Genomic DNA, 15,896 nt, shown 5'->3' on the forward strand with positions numbered 1-15,896 from the left:
AAATTGCGCCCCGCAATATTTTGGGGCAATCGCCGGTTGAGCGACGCAACTGTGAATTTTCAAAGTTGGGCGCGTTTTCCTGGAGGATGGACCGCGATTGAGGCAGGCACCGGGCGAAATGCGGCAAGGTTGGGGCGCATGTTGGGGGTCTGAGGCCCGTTGAGATTCGAAGATTCCCGCCGCGGCTTGTTTGATGTCCTCATCGCTGTGCTCGTCCACCAGCCAGACCACGTCCCTGGGCTGAATCCCGCTCCAGTGATGGCGCTCGGCTCAGGCCGTCGTTTCCAACCCGTGCGGGTCGGTGACCATCGGCCAGATGTCGCGCCTTGCGCGCCGATAGGGAGTCCTCGCCGGGTCGTTGGGGTAGGGTGTCCCGGCAGAGCAATAGAGGATCTCGGACGCGATCCTGGAGAATGACGCGAAGAAGTGGTTCGTGGATTTGATCACGAGGATCTTTTTCGACGTGGGGTCGATGCCCATCACGGAGAAAAGGCTCGGGTCGAAGCTCTGGGCGCGCGTCGTGTTCAGGATGATGTCGATGCCGTGGACGCGTATGTGAACGGCGTCGCCGAAGGGAGCGAAGCTCTCGCCGAAGCGCATTTCAGCATTGCGCACCAGCTTGACGACCTTGACGATGCCATCGATCGGCCGCCCCGTGCCGGGCGCTGATTTCGCGCCGAAGCGCAAGGGGATCTCGGCGCCTTCGCCGGCCGCCATGCAGATCTGCACGGCCATGGGATCCCAGATCGTGCCGATCGCCGTGTCGGTGGCGTTCCTCGCAATGAGTTCCTCCAGCACGACCGTCGCATCGCCCGCCGTGCCGCCGCCTGGATTATCCCACATGTCGGCAATCACCACAGGCCCGGCTGGAGCCGCCAGCGCCTGTGCCACCGCCTGGCGTTCGTCGATCTCCGGCATGCGATAGGTCCCGCGCCGGGAGAAGAGCTCCAGACCCAGTTCACGGGCGAGTGCCTCGCCTTTCTCCGCCTTGCCGTTGGTCACGACCAGCATCTTGGTGCCCATTTCCGCCACGTCGCCGGCCATGAAGCCATGCACGACGGACAATGACAGCACATCGGCATCGTCCCGTTCGATCTGTATCAGCTTGTCGACGAAGCTGCGCATGGGCTCGCGCGAGGTGGGGAAGACGTCTATCATCCGGCAGTCGAAAATGGACATCACCGGCTCTACGCGGCCCTCGAGCTTATCGATCGCGATCCGCCAGAGGTCTTCGGCGCGCTCGACGAAATCGGTGTGCGGGAACTCCTTGAAGAAGACGAAGAAATCCGCGGCCGCCGCTCTCCTGGCAGTGAGGTGGCTGTGCGGGTCGAGTTCGGCGCAGACGAGCACGTCCGGACCGACCATTTCGCGCACGCGCTGAAGCAGGTCGCCTTCGGTATCCTCGCAGCCGTCCGCGACCATTGCCCCATGCAGGCCGAGAACGACGGCATCGACGGGCAGGGCGGCACGCAATTGGTCGAGAATCTCGTCACGCAGATCCTCATAGGTCTGCCGATTGACGAGACCGGCAGGATCAGCCCAGGCGGCGGTGCCTTCGATCAGTTCCCAGCCTTTTTGCGCGGTCACGCGGCGCCCGACCGTGATCGGCGCCGTGCAGAGCGTCGGCGTTTCCGGGTGCTTTCCTGGCGGAGCGTAAAGCGATGCCTCGAATGCGCGCCTGTCGATGCAGATGGGAGAGAAAGTGTTCGTCTCGGTCGCGAGCGCCGCCGTGAAGATGCGCAATGGCTTCGCCTTGTCCCTCAACTCAGTTCGATCCCATCGGATTGGGGAGATAGCCGGTGAAGCCGCAGATTTTCCACCGGCCCCGGTGGAGGCGGCAATAGTAAACCGTCTGCCACTTCATTATATCGAACGTGCCGTCCGCTTTCTTCAGCCCCCCGTCGAATTTCTTGCGCGCAAGGGCAAGCTCTCCGTCGACCTCGATGTCTTCCAGGGTCGTAGTGGCGAAGATCGCTTCCCGCGGATCCTCGGCAAAGGACTGCCCGGCGAAGTCCCGCGCCTGGCGCAGCCATTCGTCCCGATAGACGGCGAGCGAGGGAAAGGTGAGCCGCCATTTGTCCGGGTTCGTCTCCCGCCGTCCGTCGATGCCGATGAAGCTCTCCTCGACGAAATCGTCGGCTACCATCGACCAATCGGCGGCCAGGAATGCGTCGATATCGCGGGTGACCAGCATCTCCCATATGGAGTGGCGGGCCGTGTCGCTATCTGGAAACGGATTCTGGAAGGGATTCCGCATGTATTTTCGCCTGGATTGAAATTCTTTTCATAAATGATGATTTTCACTGGTCAAATTCCGTATTCTATGGTCATTTGTCAACGGATAAAGAAAATAATTTGCAGAACGGGTCTTCGATGTCGATCAAGCGCTATGGTGCCGAACAGGTTGGCGCAGGCGGAAAAACATTGCCTTTCGCACGTGCCGTCGAGGCGGGCGGCTGGCTTCATGTCTCGGGTCAGGTGGCGATGGAAAACGGTGAGATCATCGGCGGCAACATCGTCGCCCAGACTCACAAGGCGATCGGCAATCTTCTGGCCATCTTGAAAGAGGCCGGTTACGGTGTCGAGCACGTGGTGAGAGTTGGCGTCTGGCTGGACGATCCGCGCGATTTCTGGAGCTTCAACCGGATCTATCAGGAATATTTCGGAGCTCATCCGCCGGCGCGCGCCTGCGTACAGTCCTCCATGATGGTCGATTGCAAGGTGGAGATCGATTGCGTCGCCTACAAGCCGAAGGACGCCTGAACAGGGAAGGGCGGCGTTCGATGGATATTTTCGCGACACTGCAGGAGGAGAAGGGGCGGTTATCCCAATCGGAAAACCGCATTGCCGATATCCTGCTCAATGATTTCGAGTTTGCGGTGAACGCTTCCATCATCGAGCTTGCCGGCAAGGCCGACGTTTCGCCGCCGACGGTCACGCGATTCTGCCGACGCCTCGGCTGCGAGAGCTTTTCCGATTTCAAGGTGCAGCTGGCACGCACCCCCTATGTCGGCATGCGCTACCTGAAGCCCGAGCCGAAGAGCCAGGAGCCCGGCGATGTGGCGCAGGACATCATCACCAAGGCGCAGAATGCGCTCTTTCTGCTGCACCGTTCGCTCGACCTTGCAGCGATCGAGCGCGCAGCCGACCGGCTCGCGCAAGCGGAAATGATCTATGCCTTCGGCTCCGGCGGCAACTCATCGATGATCGCCGGGGAGTTCCAGAACCGTCTTTTCCGATTGGGATTGCGCATCACCGCGAGTTCCGATCACAGCATGCAGATGATGATGGCGGCGGCCGCGCGGCCGGCCGACGTCATTGTCGGTTCCTCCTTTTCGGGACGCAATGCGGAGATGGTGCGCGCCTTCACACTTGCGCGCGAGGCCGAGGTGCCGACGATCGCCCTTACCCAGAGCGGCAGTCCGGTCGCGCAGGCCGCCGATATCACCGTGCCGGTCGACCTGCCGGAAGGAAACAACATCTATCGTCCGACCTCCACCCGTATCGCCTATATCGCAGTGCTCGATATCGTCGCGAGCCTCGTCGCCTATCGCGTCCAGCCGCAGGCGACGGTGACGCTCAGGCGCATCAAGCAGCAGCTGGTGGTGCACAGGGATGGCGACGACCGACAGCTTCTCGGAGACTGACGTGTCAGAAGGAACGCCCATGCCGAAATCCGTAGCGATCGTCACAGGAGCTGCCGGCGACATCGGCCGCGCCATTGCCGCGCGCCTGGGCGACGGACACGATGCCGTTCTCCTGGCCGACATCAACGGTGAGGCGGTAAAGAGGACGGCGCTTGATCTCGGCGGAACGGAGCGCTTCCTGTCCGTTTCCTGCGATGTGACGGACGCCGCAAGCGTGGCCGCAATGGCGGAGGCCGCCGCATCCGTCGGTACCGTGCGCACCCTCGTGAACAATGCGGGTGCCGCCCGCGCGGTCAGCCTGCACGACACCACGCAGGACATCTGGCGCATGGACAATGCACTCAACCTCGAAGCGGCCTTTCTCTGTTTCCGGGCGGTCGAGGAAATGCTGAAAGAGAGCAGGGGCTCGGTCGTCAACATCGCCTCCGTGAACGGCATGAATGTTTTCGGCCATCCGGCCTATAGCGCCGCCAAGGCGGGCCTTCTGCACCTGACGCGACTGATCGCGGTCGAATACGGGAAGTTCGGCATCCGCGCGAATGCGGTGGCGCCGGCGACGGTGCGCACGCAGGCCTGGGAGGCACGCGCGGCCGCCAATGCGCAGGTCTTCGAGGAGGCGAAGCGCTGGTATCCCTTGCAGCGTATCGTCGAGCCGAAGGACGTCGCCGAAGCGGTGCATTTCCTTGCCAGCCCCGCCGCCGGAGCCATTTCCGGCATCTGCCTGCCGGTCGACTGCGGGCTGACCGCAGGACAGGCGGAGGTCGCGCGGACCTTCTCGCAATCGATCCATTACTGACAAACCCAGCTTGGGAGGATGTTCATGCTGCCGGTTCTCTATCGCCTTGAATCTGCCTGGCAACCGGATGGCGGCCCGTTCGGGCGCTTCACCTTCAGCCTCTTCAATCTCTCGGGCGGGCCGCTCAGCGCCTTCCGGCTGGTTTACACATCGCTCACCCGCGTCATCGACGGGGCCGCCTGCGAAAACGCGGTCTTCCTGCGCCGCAACGCCAATTTCCATGAATTCGCGCCACCCGACGGACTGACGCTCGCCCATGGCGAACACTGGACGTTCACCGTCAGTGGTCTGCACCGCGAGGCGAAGCATTGCACCGACGGGGCGAAATCGGCCTATCTGACGCTCGCCGATGGCAGACATGTTCCTGTGGCGGTCTCCGATCTGCGTCTCGAAGGCGCCATAAGCGAACCGCCGCCGGTGCGTCTTCCGGAAGGCTGGCTCGAACTTCCTTTCGCACTGCAGCCCTGGCCTGCCGAGATCGACGCGGCGCCCGGGGACGCGGTTCCCGACGTCCTCTATCCCGCAGCGGGCAGCGATGCGGACGAGATCGATGCCGTTTCCAACGTCCTTGCGCTCTTCCATAGGCTGTTTTCGGCCGGACATGCTCCCTTCAGTCTTGCGCCGTCCTCGCAAGGGCTGCCGATCGTCTTCACGAAGAAAGCGGAGCTCGAAGGCGAAGCCTACAGGCTTGCCTTTTCCGAGCGGGAGATACGGCTTGAATATGGAGCGGCGGCAGGCAGGCAATATGCCCTGACGACGCTCGCGCAGTTGATCGACGGCGCGCGAAACCACGGAGGCGAATTCAGGTTTCCCGCCGGCGGCGCAATCGCGGATCGGCCACGCTATGGCTGGCGCGGCTGTCATCTCGACGTCTCGCGGCAATTCTACCCCACCGCCGACATCGTACGGCTCATCGATATTCTCGCCTGGTTCAAGCTCAACATCTTCCACTGGCACCTGACCGACGACGAAGCCTGGCGGCTGGAGATCAAGGCCTATCCGACGCTGACGACGCTCGGCGTCATGCGCGGCCCGGACGAGCCCATGCTGCCTCAACTCGGCAACGGCGCCGAACCGGTCGACGGCTTCTATAGCCACGCGGACGTGAAGGCGATCGTCGCGCATGCCGAGGCACTCAGCATCGAAGTCGTCCCGGAGATCGACATACCCGGCCACAGCACTGCCGCGCTCGTGGCGCTTCCCGAACTCTCCGACGGCCAGGAGGCGCCGGAAAGCTATCACTCGGTCCAGGGCTACCCGAACAACGCCCTCAACCCGGCCATCCCGCTCACCTACGAATTCCTCGAGAAGGTGTTCGACGAAATGGTCGAGCTCTTCCCCAGCCGATATATCCATGTCGGCGGCGACGAGGTGGCCGACGGCTCGTGGCTCGCGTCACCGCTGGCGCGAAAACTCATGGAACAGGAAGGGATTTCCGGCACCTTCGCGCTGCAGTCCTATTTTCTCAAGAAGGTGAAGCAGATGCTGACGGCGCGCGGGCGCAAACTGGTCGGCTGGAACGAGGTCGCGCATGGCGGTGGCGTCGGAACCGAGGGCACGCTGCTGATGGCCTGGGAGAACCCGAAAGTCGGCATCGAGCTCGCGCGCGAAGGCTACGACGTCGTAATGACCCCTGGCCAGGCCTATTATCTCGACATGGCCCAGGCGGATGCCTGGCAGGAACCCGGCGCGAGCTGGGCCGGCACGGCGACGCCGGCGCACACCTATGCCTACGAGGCGGAAGGAGAGTTCCCGGAAGAGCTGAAAAGCCGGATGAAGGGAGTCCAGGCCTGCATCTGGTCCGAGCATTTCCTGTCGCGCGGATATTTCAACCGCCTCGTTTTTCCAAGGCTGCCGGCAATCGCCGAGGCCGCCTGGACCCCGAAGGACAAGAAGGATTGGCTGCGCTTTGCAGCGATCGCGCCATTGAGCCCCATTCTGTGAGTTGAGCCATGCGGATCGCGGTCGGTGGAATTCATACGGAATGCAGCACCTATTCGCCCGTCCTGATGGCGGCCGAAGATTTCCGGGTGTTGAGGGGAGAGGACCTCTTGCGGTCGGATTATTTCGGCTTCCTCAGCGCCGAAGGGATAAGCCACCTTCCGCTCCTGCACGCGCGGGCCGTCCCCGGCGGACCGGTTTCGCGCCCGGCCTATGACGCCTTCAAGACCGAGTTCCTGGAGTGGCTGAAAGCGGCGCTCCCACTCGACGGGCTCTATCTCGCCATGCATGGCGCGATCAAGGTCGATGGGAAGGACGACGCCGAGGGCGACTGGATCACCGCCGCCCGCGCCGTCATCGGCCCCGATTGCCCGCTTGCCGTGAGCTACGATCTCCATGGCAATGTCAGTCAGCGGATCATCGATCAGGTCGATATCTTCGCGGCCTACCGGACCGCGCCGCATATCGATACGCGCGAGACCATGGTGCGGGCATGGTCGATGCTGGTGGAAACGCTTCGTTCCGGGAAGCGGCCCGGTGTCGCCTGGGCACCTGTACCGCTTCTCCTTCCCGGGGAACGCACTTCGACGGAGGACGAGCCGGCGGCGAGCCTCTATCGCGTCCTGCCTGAATTCGACAGGCGGCCCGGCATCCTCGACGCCAATCTGATGGTGGGCTACGTCTGGGCCGATGAACCGAGAGCGACCGCCTGCGCCGTCGTCACCGGCTCGGACCAGGCCGCCGCTTCGAAGGCGGCTGAGGAAATTGCTGCAAACTATTGGCACCAGAGGGAAAATTTTCGTTTCGGATCGCTCACCGGCTCGCTTGCCGAGATGCTCGACATCGCCGAGCGGGCGACCACGGCGCCGGTAATCCTCGCCGATTCCGGCGACAACCCCACGGGTGGCGGGGTCGGCGACCGGGCGGATGTGTTGGTCGCGCTTCTCGAGCGCGGCTGGCGCGATGCGTTGATCGCCGGCATCGCCGATAGGCCGGCCGTTAATGCCTGTTTCGCGACCGGCGCGGGTAGGACGCTGGCGTTGCGGATCGGCGGCAGTCTCGACCCGTCCAGCCCGTCCGCAGAGGTCGAGGCCAAAGTGGTGCATCTGAATGATCCGGGAGCGGTTGCCGAGCGGCAGGCGGTGGTTCAGGTCGGGGGCATAGTGGTCGTGTTGTCGGCGCGGCGCCGCCCCTATCATAACATCGAGGACTTTGCTCTCCTCGGTCTCGACCCGAAGACCGTGCGGCTGCTCGTCGTCAAGTCCGGTTATCTCTCGCCGGAGCTTGCGCCGATCGCCAATCCGAACCTGATGGCGCTGACGAACGGCGTCGTCAATCAGGATATCGAGAAGCTGGAAAGCCTGCGTCGGCAGCGGCCGATCTTCCCCTTCGACCGCGATTTCGAGTTTCACCCCAGCGCCAGCCTGTCAGCCCGCTGGACCTGAGATAGTAAACCCGCCCTGGTCTCCGGGCGGGTTTCATCAAGACGTTCCCCTTCCGCGGACTTTGCCCCCTCATGTCTTCCCCGCTGTCGATCGCCATGCGCCATCCGGTCATCCGGACAAGCATGATCGCCATCGTTCTGTTCGGCTTGTCGGGGGCCGCGACGTCGCCCTACCAGTCGGTCGTCGGCATCACCGAACTGGGATTGAGCGACGGGTTCTATTCGGCGCTGATCTTCGCAGCGGCGCTGGTCAATGTTGCGGTCAGCGTGACGATCGGCATCGTCGCCGACCGCGTCGGCAACTACCGGACACTGATGCTGGCGGTCATTCTCTGCGGGGTCGTGGGTTACGGGGCGGTTTATCTGCTGCCGACGAAGGGGAGCTTCGTGGTCGCGGCCCTCATGCTGCTGCCGGTTCACGGCGCACTCAATCCGCTGCTCTTCGCCTATGTCCGCACGGCTGCGAAAGACATGGGCGGCAGGCATGCGGCTGCCGTCAATTCCGGCATTCGCGCGGCCATATCGCTTTCCTGGGTATTGGTTCCCGGACTGGTCGGATTGGTGCTGTCGGCACGCGGCAGCATGCTGCCGGCCTATCTTCTGGCAAGCCTCGGTTGTCTCGCCAATTTCGTGCTCGTCTTGCGGCTGCTGCCGGAGAGGGCGGGCGTGGACGGTGCTTTGGGCAAACGCCTCTCGTTTCTCGCGTCCTTCGGCGAGATATTGTCGCTGCGCGTTCTGGCGCGGCTTCTCGCCATCGCCTTGATCTCGTCAATGCTGCACGTCAATGCGGCGGTGCTGCCGCTGATCGTCACCGGTGCAGCCGGCGGCCAGGTGAGCGACATCGGCATCATCGTCGGTATCGTCGCATTGCTGGAGGTGGTGTTCATCGTGGTCTGGGGACGTATCCAGTACCGGCTCAGCCATATCTATGCGCTCGCGCTCGGCACGGCGATCTATGTCGTCAACATGGCCCTGCTCGGGCTTTCGACCGAGCGTTGGCACATTTATGCGCTGACGCTGATCAGCGCTTTCGGCGCAGCGGCGCTGATCAGCATTCCGATCAGCTACCTGCAGGAACTGATCGCGGACCGGCCCGGTCTGGGCAGTTCGCTGATCTCGGTGAACGTCTTCCTGGGCGCGGGGTTCGGCGCCGTTCTTTTCGCACTCGGAACGCGCATCAGCGATTATTCGGGAACCGCGCTTCTAAGCTCCCTTGCGGGCGTCGCCGGGCTCTTGCTGTTGCTTTTCCTCGACGGCGACGGCCGAGGAAAAGCGTCTGCGTCCTGAAGAAGACGCGGCAGAAGGATGCCGTGGCGTCCTGTCCGTTCTTCACTCGCCCAATATGCCCGGCAGGCGCAGGCCCTTTTCACGAGCGCAGTCGAGCGCAATGTCATAGCCCGCATCGGCGTGCCGCATGACGCCCGTTGCCGGGTCGTTCCACAGGACTCGCTCGATGCGGCGCGCCGCATCGTCCGTACCGTCGCAGCAGATCACCATGCCGGAATGCTGCGAGAAGCCCATGCCGACGCCACCGCCATGATGCAGCGACACCCAGGTTGCGCCTGAGGCGGTGTTGAGAAGCGCGTTCAGGAGCGGCCAGTCGGAGACGGCGTCGGACCCGTCCTTCATCGCCTCGGTCTCGCGGTTCGGCGAGGCGACCGAGCCGGAGTCGAGATGGTCGCGGCCGATGACGATGGGGGCCTTCAGTTCGCCGCTGCGCACCATTTCGTTGAAGGCGAGGCCGAGGCGGTGACGATCGCCGAGGCCGACCCAGCAGATGCGTGCGGGCAGGCCCTGGAAAGCGATGCGCTCGCGCGCCATGTCGAGCCAGTTGTGCAGGTGCTTGTTGTCCGGCAGCAGCTCCTTCACCTTCCGGTCGGTCTTGTAGATGTCTTCCGGATCGCCGGAGAGCGCCGCCCAACGGAACGGGCCGATGCCCCTGCAGAACAGCGGACGGATATAGGCCGGCACGAAGCCGGGGAAATCGAAGGCGCGCTCGAGGCCTTCGTCCTTGGCCACCTGGCGGATGTTGTTGCCGTAGTCGAGGGTCGGGACGCCGGAATCCCAGAAGGCGAGCATCGCTTCGACATGGTCGCGCATCGAGGCGCGGGCGGCCTTTTCGACCCCCTTCGGGTCGCTCTCGCGCTTGGCCTTCCATTCGGCCATCGTCCAGCCCTTGGGCAGATAGCCGTTGATCGGGTCGTGAGCCGAGGTCTGGTCCGTGACCATGTCGGGGCGGATGCCGCGACGGACCATTTCCGGGAGGATTTCCGCCGCATTGCCCAAAAGGCCGACCGATTTCGCCTCGCCGGCCTCGGTCCAGCGTTCGATCATTTCCATGGCTTCTTCGAGCGTCTCGGCCTTCTCGTCGAGGTAGCGCGTGCGCAGGCGGAAATCGATCGAGTCGGGGTTGCATTCGACGGCAAGGCAGCAGGCGCCGGCCATGACGGCCGCAAGCGGCTGGGCTCCACCCATGCCGCCGAGACCGCCCGTCAGGATCCACTTGCCTTTCAGGTTGCCGCCATAATGCTGGCGGCCGGCCTCGACGAAGGTCTCATAGGTGCCCTGGACGATGCCTTGCGTACCGATATAGATCCACGAGCCGGCGGTCATCTGGCCGTACATGGCGAGACCCTTCTTATCCAGCTCGTTGAAATGATCCCAGGTCGCCCAGTGCGGCACGAGATTGGAGTTGGCGATCAGCACACGCGGAGCATCCTTGTGCGTGCGGAAGACGCCCACCGGCTTGCCGGACTGGACGAGGAGGGTCTCGTCTTCATTGAGGTCTTTCAGCGACGCGACGATGCGGTCGAAATCGGCCCAGGTTCGGGCTGCGCGGCCGATGCCGCCATAGACGACGAGTTCGTGCGGGTTTTCGGCGACATCAGGGTCGAGATTGTTCATCAGCATGCGAAGCGGCGCTTCCGTCAGCCAGCTCCTGGCACTGATCTCGGTGCCGCGCGGGCTGCGCACTTCGCGAATATTGTGGCGCGGATTGTTCATGTTCATGCCTCGCTCCCTGTCCTTTTGAGCTCGTTAGCGACTGTTTCGATGCGTTCCAGAATGGTCTTCAGCGGACGGCGAAGCCTGTCGGCTTTCGCCTTGTCCAAAGCGAAGGGCGGTGCTTCCGTCGCCAGATGCGTCGATTGCGCCAGTTCCATCTGGATCGCGTGCACGCCCTGTTCCGGGCGGCCGTAGTGACGGGTCGTCCAGCCACCTTTGAAGCGGCCGTTGAGAATATGGCTGTAACCGTCTGCCCCGGCTGCGATTTCTGCGGTTACCTGCTCAATTTCAGGAGCGCAGGTCTTTCCCGTATCGGTGCCGATATTGAAGTCCGGCAGGCGGCCTTCGAAGAGGAAGGGAATATGCGAGCGGATAGAATGGCAATCGTAGAGCACCGCCACGCCGTGGATCGCCTTGACACGGGCGATCTCTGCGGCGAGCGCCGCGTGATAGGGCGCATGGAACGCGCGCAGGCGCTCCGCGATGTCGGCCTCCGTCGGTCCTTCGCCTTCCTTCCAAATAGGCTGACCGTCGAAGTCGGTTTCGGGCACGAGCCCGGTGGTGTTCTGGCCGGGATAGAGGCTGACGCCTGCAGGGTCGCGATTGGCGTCTATGACGTAGCGGTGAAAGGTCGCGCGAACCGTCGTCGCATCCGGCAGAAGGCCTTCGTAGAGATCGTGGATGTGCCAGTCCGTGTCGGCGAGGATGCGGCCGTTGTCGTTGAGGCGTTCCCGGATCGAGGCAGGCACGTCGGTGCCCGTGTGCGGAAAGCCCAGGATGACGGGCGAGCTGCCCTGCCGGACTTCGAAGACGGCCATGTCAGTTCTCCAGTTTCGGAAGAATGCCCGCGGAGACGGCGGCAGCCAGCCGGCCCGACGCGACGAGATCGCCCGCGGCCTTGAGATCGTCGGCCATGTAGCGGTCTTCCTCGATACTGGAGGAGACGCTGCGCACGGCTGCGGCGGCCTTCTGAAGTTCCGGGCTGGTGGTGAGCGGGGCGCGGAACTCGATGCCCTGCACCGCGGCAAGCGCCTCGATGCCGATGATCGAAAAGAGGTTTTCCGTCATCTGGAGCAGCCGGCGCGCACCGTGGCAGGCCATGGACACGTGGTCCTCCTGGTTCGCCGAGGTCGGCGTCGAGTCGACGGAGGCCGGATGGGAAAGCTGCTTGTTTTCCGACATCAGTGCCGCCGAAGTGACCTCGGCGATCATCATTCCGGAGTTGAGGCCCGGCTTTCTGGCCAGAAAGGCCGGCAGGCCGTAGCTGAGCGCGGGGTCGACCAGAAGGGCGATGCGGCGCTGGGAGATGGCGCCGATTTCGCATACCGCGAGCGCGATCTGGTCGGCGGCAAATGCGACCGGTTCGGCATGGAAGTTGCCCCCGGAAACAACGGAATTGTCCGAAAGCACCAGCGGATTGTCGGTGACGGCATTGGCTTCGATCGTCAACGTGGCTGCGACGGAGCGCAGGAGATCGAGGCAGGCGCCATCGACCTGCGGCTGGCAGCGGATGCAATAGGGGTCCTGAACCCGCTCGTCGCCCTCGATATGGCTCTGGCGAATTGGGGAGCCGGTCAGCAGCTGCCGTAAGGCGGCGGCCGTGTCGATCTGGCCCTTATGGCCGCGCAGCGTGTGAATATCCGGATGGAAGGGGGCGGAAGAGCCCATGGCCGCATCGGTCGAAAGGGCGCCGGTGATGAGAGCGGCCTGGCCGGCGCGGTGCGCACGGAAGAGCCCGGCAAGGGCGAGGGCCGTAGAGACCTGCGTGCCGTTGATCAGCGCCAGGCCTTCCTTCGCGGCAAGCGTTACAGGGGAGAGCCCCGCCGCCTTCAATGCAGCGTCGCCTTTCATGCGCTCGCCTGCAAAGAAGGCTTCGCCATGGCCCATCATGACCGCAGCCATATGGGCAAGCGGCGCCAGGTCGCCGGAAGCGCCGACCGAGCCTTTTTCGGGAATGAGCGGGATCACGCCCTTGTCCAGCATCGCTTCGATCAGCCGGACGAGCTCCAGCCGCACGCCGGAGGCGCCGCGGCCGAGCGAGATCAGCTTGAGCGCCATGATCAGGCGCACGATGTTTTCCGTGAGCGGCTGGCCCACGCCGCAGCAATGCGAGAGGATCAGATTGCGCTGCAACGTCGCCACGTCGGCGCTGTCGATCTTGATCGAAGCCAGTTTGCCGAAGCCGGTATTGATGCCGTAGACGGGCGCATTGCCCGCTACGATCTCGGCGATCCGCGCTGCGGCCTTGGCAATGCCGGCATCGAAGGCGGGGTCGAGGCGCGCCGGCGCGCCGGTCCAGTAGATCGTTTCGAGGTCACTGAGCGAAACGGAGCCGGGACTGAGAATGACGGTCATCGGAGAATCCTTTCACCCTTGAAGATCCGCTCCCGAAGGGGATTGAAACCGATGCGGTAGATCAATTCCGCCGGCTGATCGATGTTCCAGATGGCAAGATCCGCAGACTTGCCGGATTCAATCGTGCCGGTCTCTTCGAGGATGCCGAGCGCACGGGCGGCTTCGCGGGTAACGCCTGCGAGGCATTCCTCCAGCGTCAGGCGGAAAAGCGTTGCGGACATATTCAAGGTGAGGAGCAGCGAGGTCAGCGGCGAAGTACCGGGATTGCAATCGGTGGCGATGGCGATGCGCGTTGCGTTTTCTCGGAGTGCTTCCACTGGCGGAAGCTGTTTTTCCCGGAGGGTGTAGAAAGCCCCGGGCAGGAGGACGGCGACCGTGCCGGCGTCTGCCATGGCGGCGGCTCCCGCAGCGTCGAGATATTCGAGGTGGTCGGCCGACAGAGCGCCATAGGAAGCAGCGAGCTTCGCGCCGCCGAGATCCGAAAGCTGTTCGGCGTGAAGCTTCACGGGAAGGCCGAGCGACTTCGCCTTGTCGAAGACCGAAGCGATCTCTGCCGGCGAAAAGGCTATGCCTTCACAGAAGCCGTCGACGGCGTCGGCTAGCCCTTCGGCGTGAGCCGCAACGAGGCCCGGCAGGACGACCTCGGCGATGTAGTCGCCGTTGCGTCCGCGATATTCCGGCGGGGTCGCATGGGCTGCGAGATAAGTGGTGACGATGCGCACCGGGCGCAGGCTTTCCAGCCGGCGGGCGGCGCGCAGCATCTTGAGTTCGGCCTCGACGTTGAGGCCATAGCCCGACTTGACCTCGACGGTGGACACGCCTTCGGCGAGAAGGGCGTCGAGCCGTGGAAGTGCGGCCTCCACGAGTGCGTCGACGGAAAGGGCGTTGGTTGCCGCGACGGTCGAAGCGATGCCGCCTCCGGCACGGGCGATCTCCTCATAGGTCGCGCCTTCAAGGCGGAGCTGGAACTCCCGAGCGCGGTCGCCGCCATGAACGATATGCGTGTGGCAGTCGATCAGCGCCGGAGTGACCCAGCGGCCTTCGCAATCGAAGACCTGGTCGGCGCGCGCGAGCTCCGATGGCAGACCGGCCTCCGGGCCGGCATAGACGATCCGCTCGCCGCGCACGGCAATGACGCCGTTTTCGATGACCCCGAGTGGCCCCAGGTCCTCGCGAAGTGTGGCAAGGCGTGCATTGCGCCAGAGACTGGTTCCGGCAGAATTTGGGTTGTCGTTTCCGTCCATCTATACCGCCCTTTCTTCGCTGTTAATGTATATACATAATACCGGCGATGACAAGTGGGATTATGGTCCGTGAGATAACGCGGTGGGAGCTGCCGGCCAGAAGCATGGAAAGAAGCGCAGAAAAGCCCCGAAACTTCCGTCCGGGGCTTATGGAGAGAACTGAGGCTGGCCCGCGTCGGCGACTATGCGGAAGCGGGAAGCTGTTTCGCGGCGGGCCCGCGTACCATGTGCGTCTATTCCGCCGCCGCAGTCGCCAGGCGGCGCCGATGGGATCTTAGCCCCGCATATAGGACGGCGAGCGAAGCCACCGGAAACAGTGCCGCGAAGAAGCCGAGATCGGCGGCAGCCGTATTCTCGAGCACCCGTCCGCCGATCGCCGTGCCGGTCGCGATGCCGAGATAGATCGCCGAGGCGTTGAGCGACAGGGTCAGATGGGCGACCTCCGGCGCGAAGCCGACGATACGGCTCGCCTGGGCCGGCGGGAACGCCCATCCTACGATCCCCCATGGCACCATTATGCCGATCAGCAGCAGGCCGGCGAGATCGCGCGTGAGGAAGTGCAGGCCGAAGGCGATCATCAGCGAGACCGCGAGCGCGGCGATGAGCGAAGCTGTCACCACGCGCGTGGCGCCGAGCCGGTCGGCCAGATAGCCGCTGGAGAGATTGCCGATCACCGCGCCGACCCCGAAGGCGAGCAGCAGCCCCGGCAGCGCCAACTGCGAAAGCCCGGCTCCGTCGATCGCCAGCGGCGCGAGATAGGAGATGATTATGAAGCCGCCGGTAAGATAGAGAAACGTCACCATGAGCGACGAGGCCACGCCCGGACGGCCGATGGCGCCGAAGCGCTCGGACATTGTCAGCTTCGTTCCGCTGAGGCCCCGCGGCAGGCGCAGCCAGAGCACGGCAGCGCAGGTGAGCCCAAGCAGCGCGACCGCCCCGAACGTGCCGCGCCATCCCCAGAAGGCGGCAATCAGCGCGCCGAGGGGCGCGCCGAGCGCCACCGCGAATGTGGTGCCGCCCACCACGATGGAAATCGCCAATGCGCGGTGCTCCGGTCCTGCCAGTGAAACCGCCGTCGCTTGAGCCGTGGCGGCGAACAGTCCGCTTGCCATTCCCATCACGATCTGGGCGAGCAGCAGCGTGGTGAAGGAGACGCTCATCGCCGCGATGCAATTGCCGACGACGAAGACGAGCATTGCAGCCACCAGCAATCGACGCCGGTCCGCCGCGCCTGCCAGGGCCGAAAGCAGCGGCGCACCGATGGCATAGGATAGCGAGAACAGCGTGATCAGGTGCCCCGCATGGGGAATGGTCGTGTGCGTATCGGCAGCGATCGACGGCAGAAGGCTGGAAAAGACGAAGCCGACCGTGCTCATCGTGAAAGAGCCAACGGCGAGCCAGATGATGCGCCTGTCCATCGGGAGACCTCTCTTGTTCAAAAGATATTGAACTATTGAACTTGGTGG

At 63.8% G+C, this 15,896-nt stretch carries 13 protein-coding genes; 6 read left to right on the forward strand and 7 right to left on the reverse strand.

What is annotated here, in order from left to right; all coding sequences use genetic code 11:
* Positions 1 to 270: 270 nt before the first annotated feature.
* Positions 271 to 1,743, reverse strand: coding sequence for a M81 family metallopeptidase (locus tag ACFHWW_RS16525; RefSeq protein WP_379939318.1), 1,473 nt, complete (start codon positions 1,741 to 1,743; stop codon positions 271 to 273).
* Between the two features lie 22 nt (positions 1,744 to 1,765).
* The gene (locus ACFHWW_RS16530) at positions 1,766 to 2,257 is read right to left on the reverse strand and encodes a hypothetical protein (protein ID WP_338281384.1); all 492 of its coding nucleotides are present in this window, start codon (positions 2,255 to 2,257) and stop codon (positions 1,766 to 1,768) included.
* Positions 2,258 to 2,373: 116 nt separating this feature from the next.
* On the opposite strand from ACFHWW_RS16530, the gene ACFHWW_RS16535 reads away from it, so the two are divergent.
* The 6 genes from ACFHWW_RS16535 to ACFHWW_RS16560 all read left to right on the forward strand — a co-directional run bounded on the left by ACFHWW_RS16535 (position 2,374) and on the right by ACFHWW_RS16560 (position 9,115).
* Positions 2,374 to 2,763, forward strand: a complete 390-nt coding sequence (locus tag ACFHWW_RS16535; RefSeq protein WP_003534336.1) for a RidA family protein — start codon at positions 2,374 to 2,376, stop codon at positions 2,761 to 2,763.
* 20 nt (positions 2,764 to 2,783) lie between these two features.
* The gene (locus tag ACFHWW_RS16540; protein WP_018098385.1) at positions 2,784 to 3,647 is read left to right on the forward strand and encodes a MurR/RpiR family transcriptional regulator; all 864 of its coding nucleotides are present in this window, start codon (positions 2,784 to 2,786) and stop codon (positions 3,645 to 3,647) included.
* Between the two features lie 19 nt (positions 3,648 to 3,666).
* Positions 3,667 to 4,443, forward strand: coding sequence for an SDR family oxidoreductase (locus ACFHWW_RS16545; RefSeq protein ID WP_379939321.1), 777 nt, complete (start codon positions 3,667 to 3,669; stop codon positions 4,441 to 4,443).
* Between the two features lie 24 nt (positions 4,444 to 4,467).
* Entirely contained in the window at positions 4,468 to 6,387 is a 1,920-nt protein-coding gene (locus ACFHWW_RS16550; RefSeq protein ID WP_379939323.1) for a beta-N-acetylhexosaminidase, read from the forward strand.
* Positions 6,388 to 6,395: 8 nt separating this feature from the next.
* Positions 6,396 to 7,829, forward strand: coding sequence for a M81 family metallopeptidase (locus ACFHWW_RS16555; RefSeq protein WP_379939325.1), 1,434 nt, complete (start codon positions 6,396 to 6,398; stop codon positions 7,827 to 7,829).
* Positions 7,830 to 7,900: 71 nt separating this feature from the next.
* Positions 7,901 to 9,115, forward strand: a complete 1,215-nt coding sequence (locus tag ACFHWW_RS16560) for an MFS transporter (RefSeq protein WP_379939327.1) — start codon at positions 7,901 to 7,903, stop codon at positions 9,113 to 9,115.
* Between the two features lie 42 nt (positions 9,116 to 9,157).
* Here the strand turns inward: ACFHWW_RS16560 and hutU are convergent, their stop codons facing one another.
* From hutU to ACFHWW_RS16585, 5 genes are all read right to left on the reverse strand, one after another.
* Positions 9,158 to 10,831 carry a urocanate hydratase gene (hutU, locus tag ACFHWW_RS16565; RefSeq protein ID WP_379939395.1) on the reverse strand — a complete coding sequence of 558 codons (1,674 nt, stop codon included), beginning with the start codon at positions 10,829 to 10,831 and terminating at the stop codon, positions 9,158 to 9,160.
* A gap of 2 nt (positions 10,832 to 10,833) precedes the next feature.
* The gene (hutG, locus tag ACFHWW_RS16570) at positions 10,834 to 11,649 is read right to left on the reverse strand and encodes an N-formylglutamate deformylase (RefSeq protein ID WP_379939329.1); all 816 of its coding nucleotides are present in this window, start codon (positions 11,647 to 11,649) and stop codon (positions 10,834 to 10,836) included.
* A gap of 1 nt (position 11,650) precedes the next feature.
* Positions 11,651 to 13,186, reverse strand: coding sequence for a histidine ammonia-lyase (gene hutH / locus ACFHWW_RS16575; RefSeq protein WP_100670160.1), 1,536 nt, complete (start codon positions 13,184 to 13,186; stop codon positions 11,651 to 11,653).
* Entirely contained in the window at positions 13,183 to 14,430 is a 1,248-nt protein-coding gene (gene hutI / locus ACFHWW_RS16580; protein ID WP_379939331.1) for an imidazolonepropionase, read from the reverse strand. Before hutI ends, hutH begins: the two co-directional genes overlap by 4 nt.
* A 233-nt stretch (positions 14,431 to 14,663) precedes the next feature.
* Entirely contained in the window at positions 14,664 to 15,848 is a 1,185-nt protein-coding gene (locus tag ACFHWW_RS16585; RefSeq protein WP_100670162.1) for an MFS transporter, read from the reverse strand.
* Positions 15,849 to 15,896 lie beyond the last annotated feature (48 nt).

Origin of the sequence: Sinorhizobium sp. P24N7 (assembly GCF_042436655.1) — a bacterium.
GTDB lineage: Bacteria > Pseudomonadota > Alphaproteobacteria > Rhizobiales > Rhizobiaceae > Sinorhizobium > Sinorhizobium meliloti_A.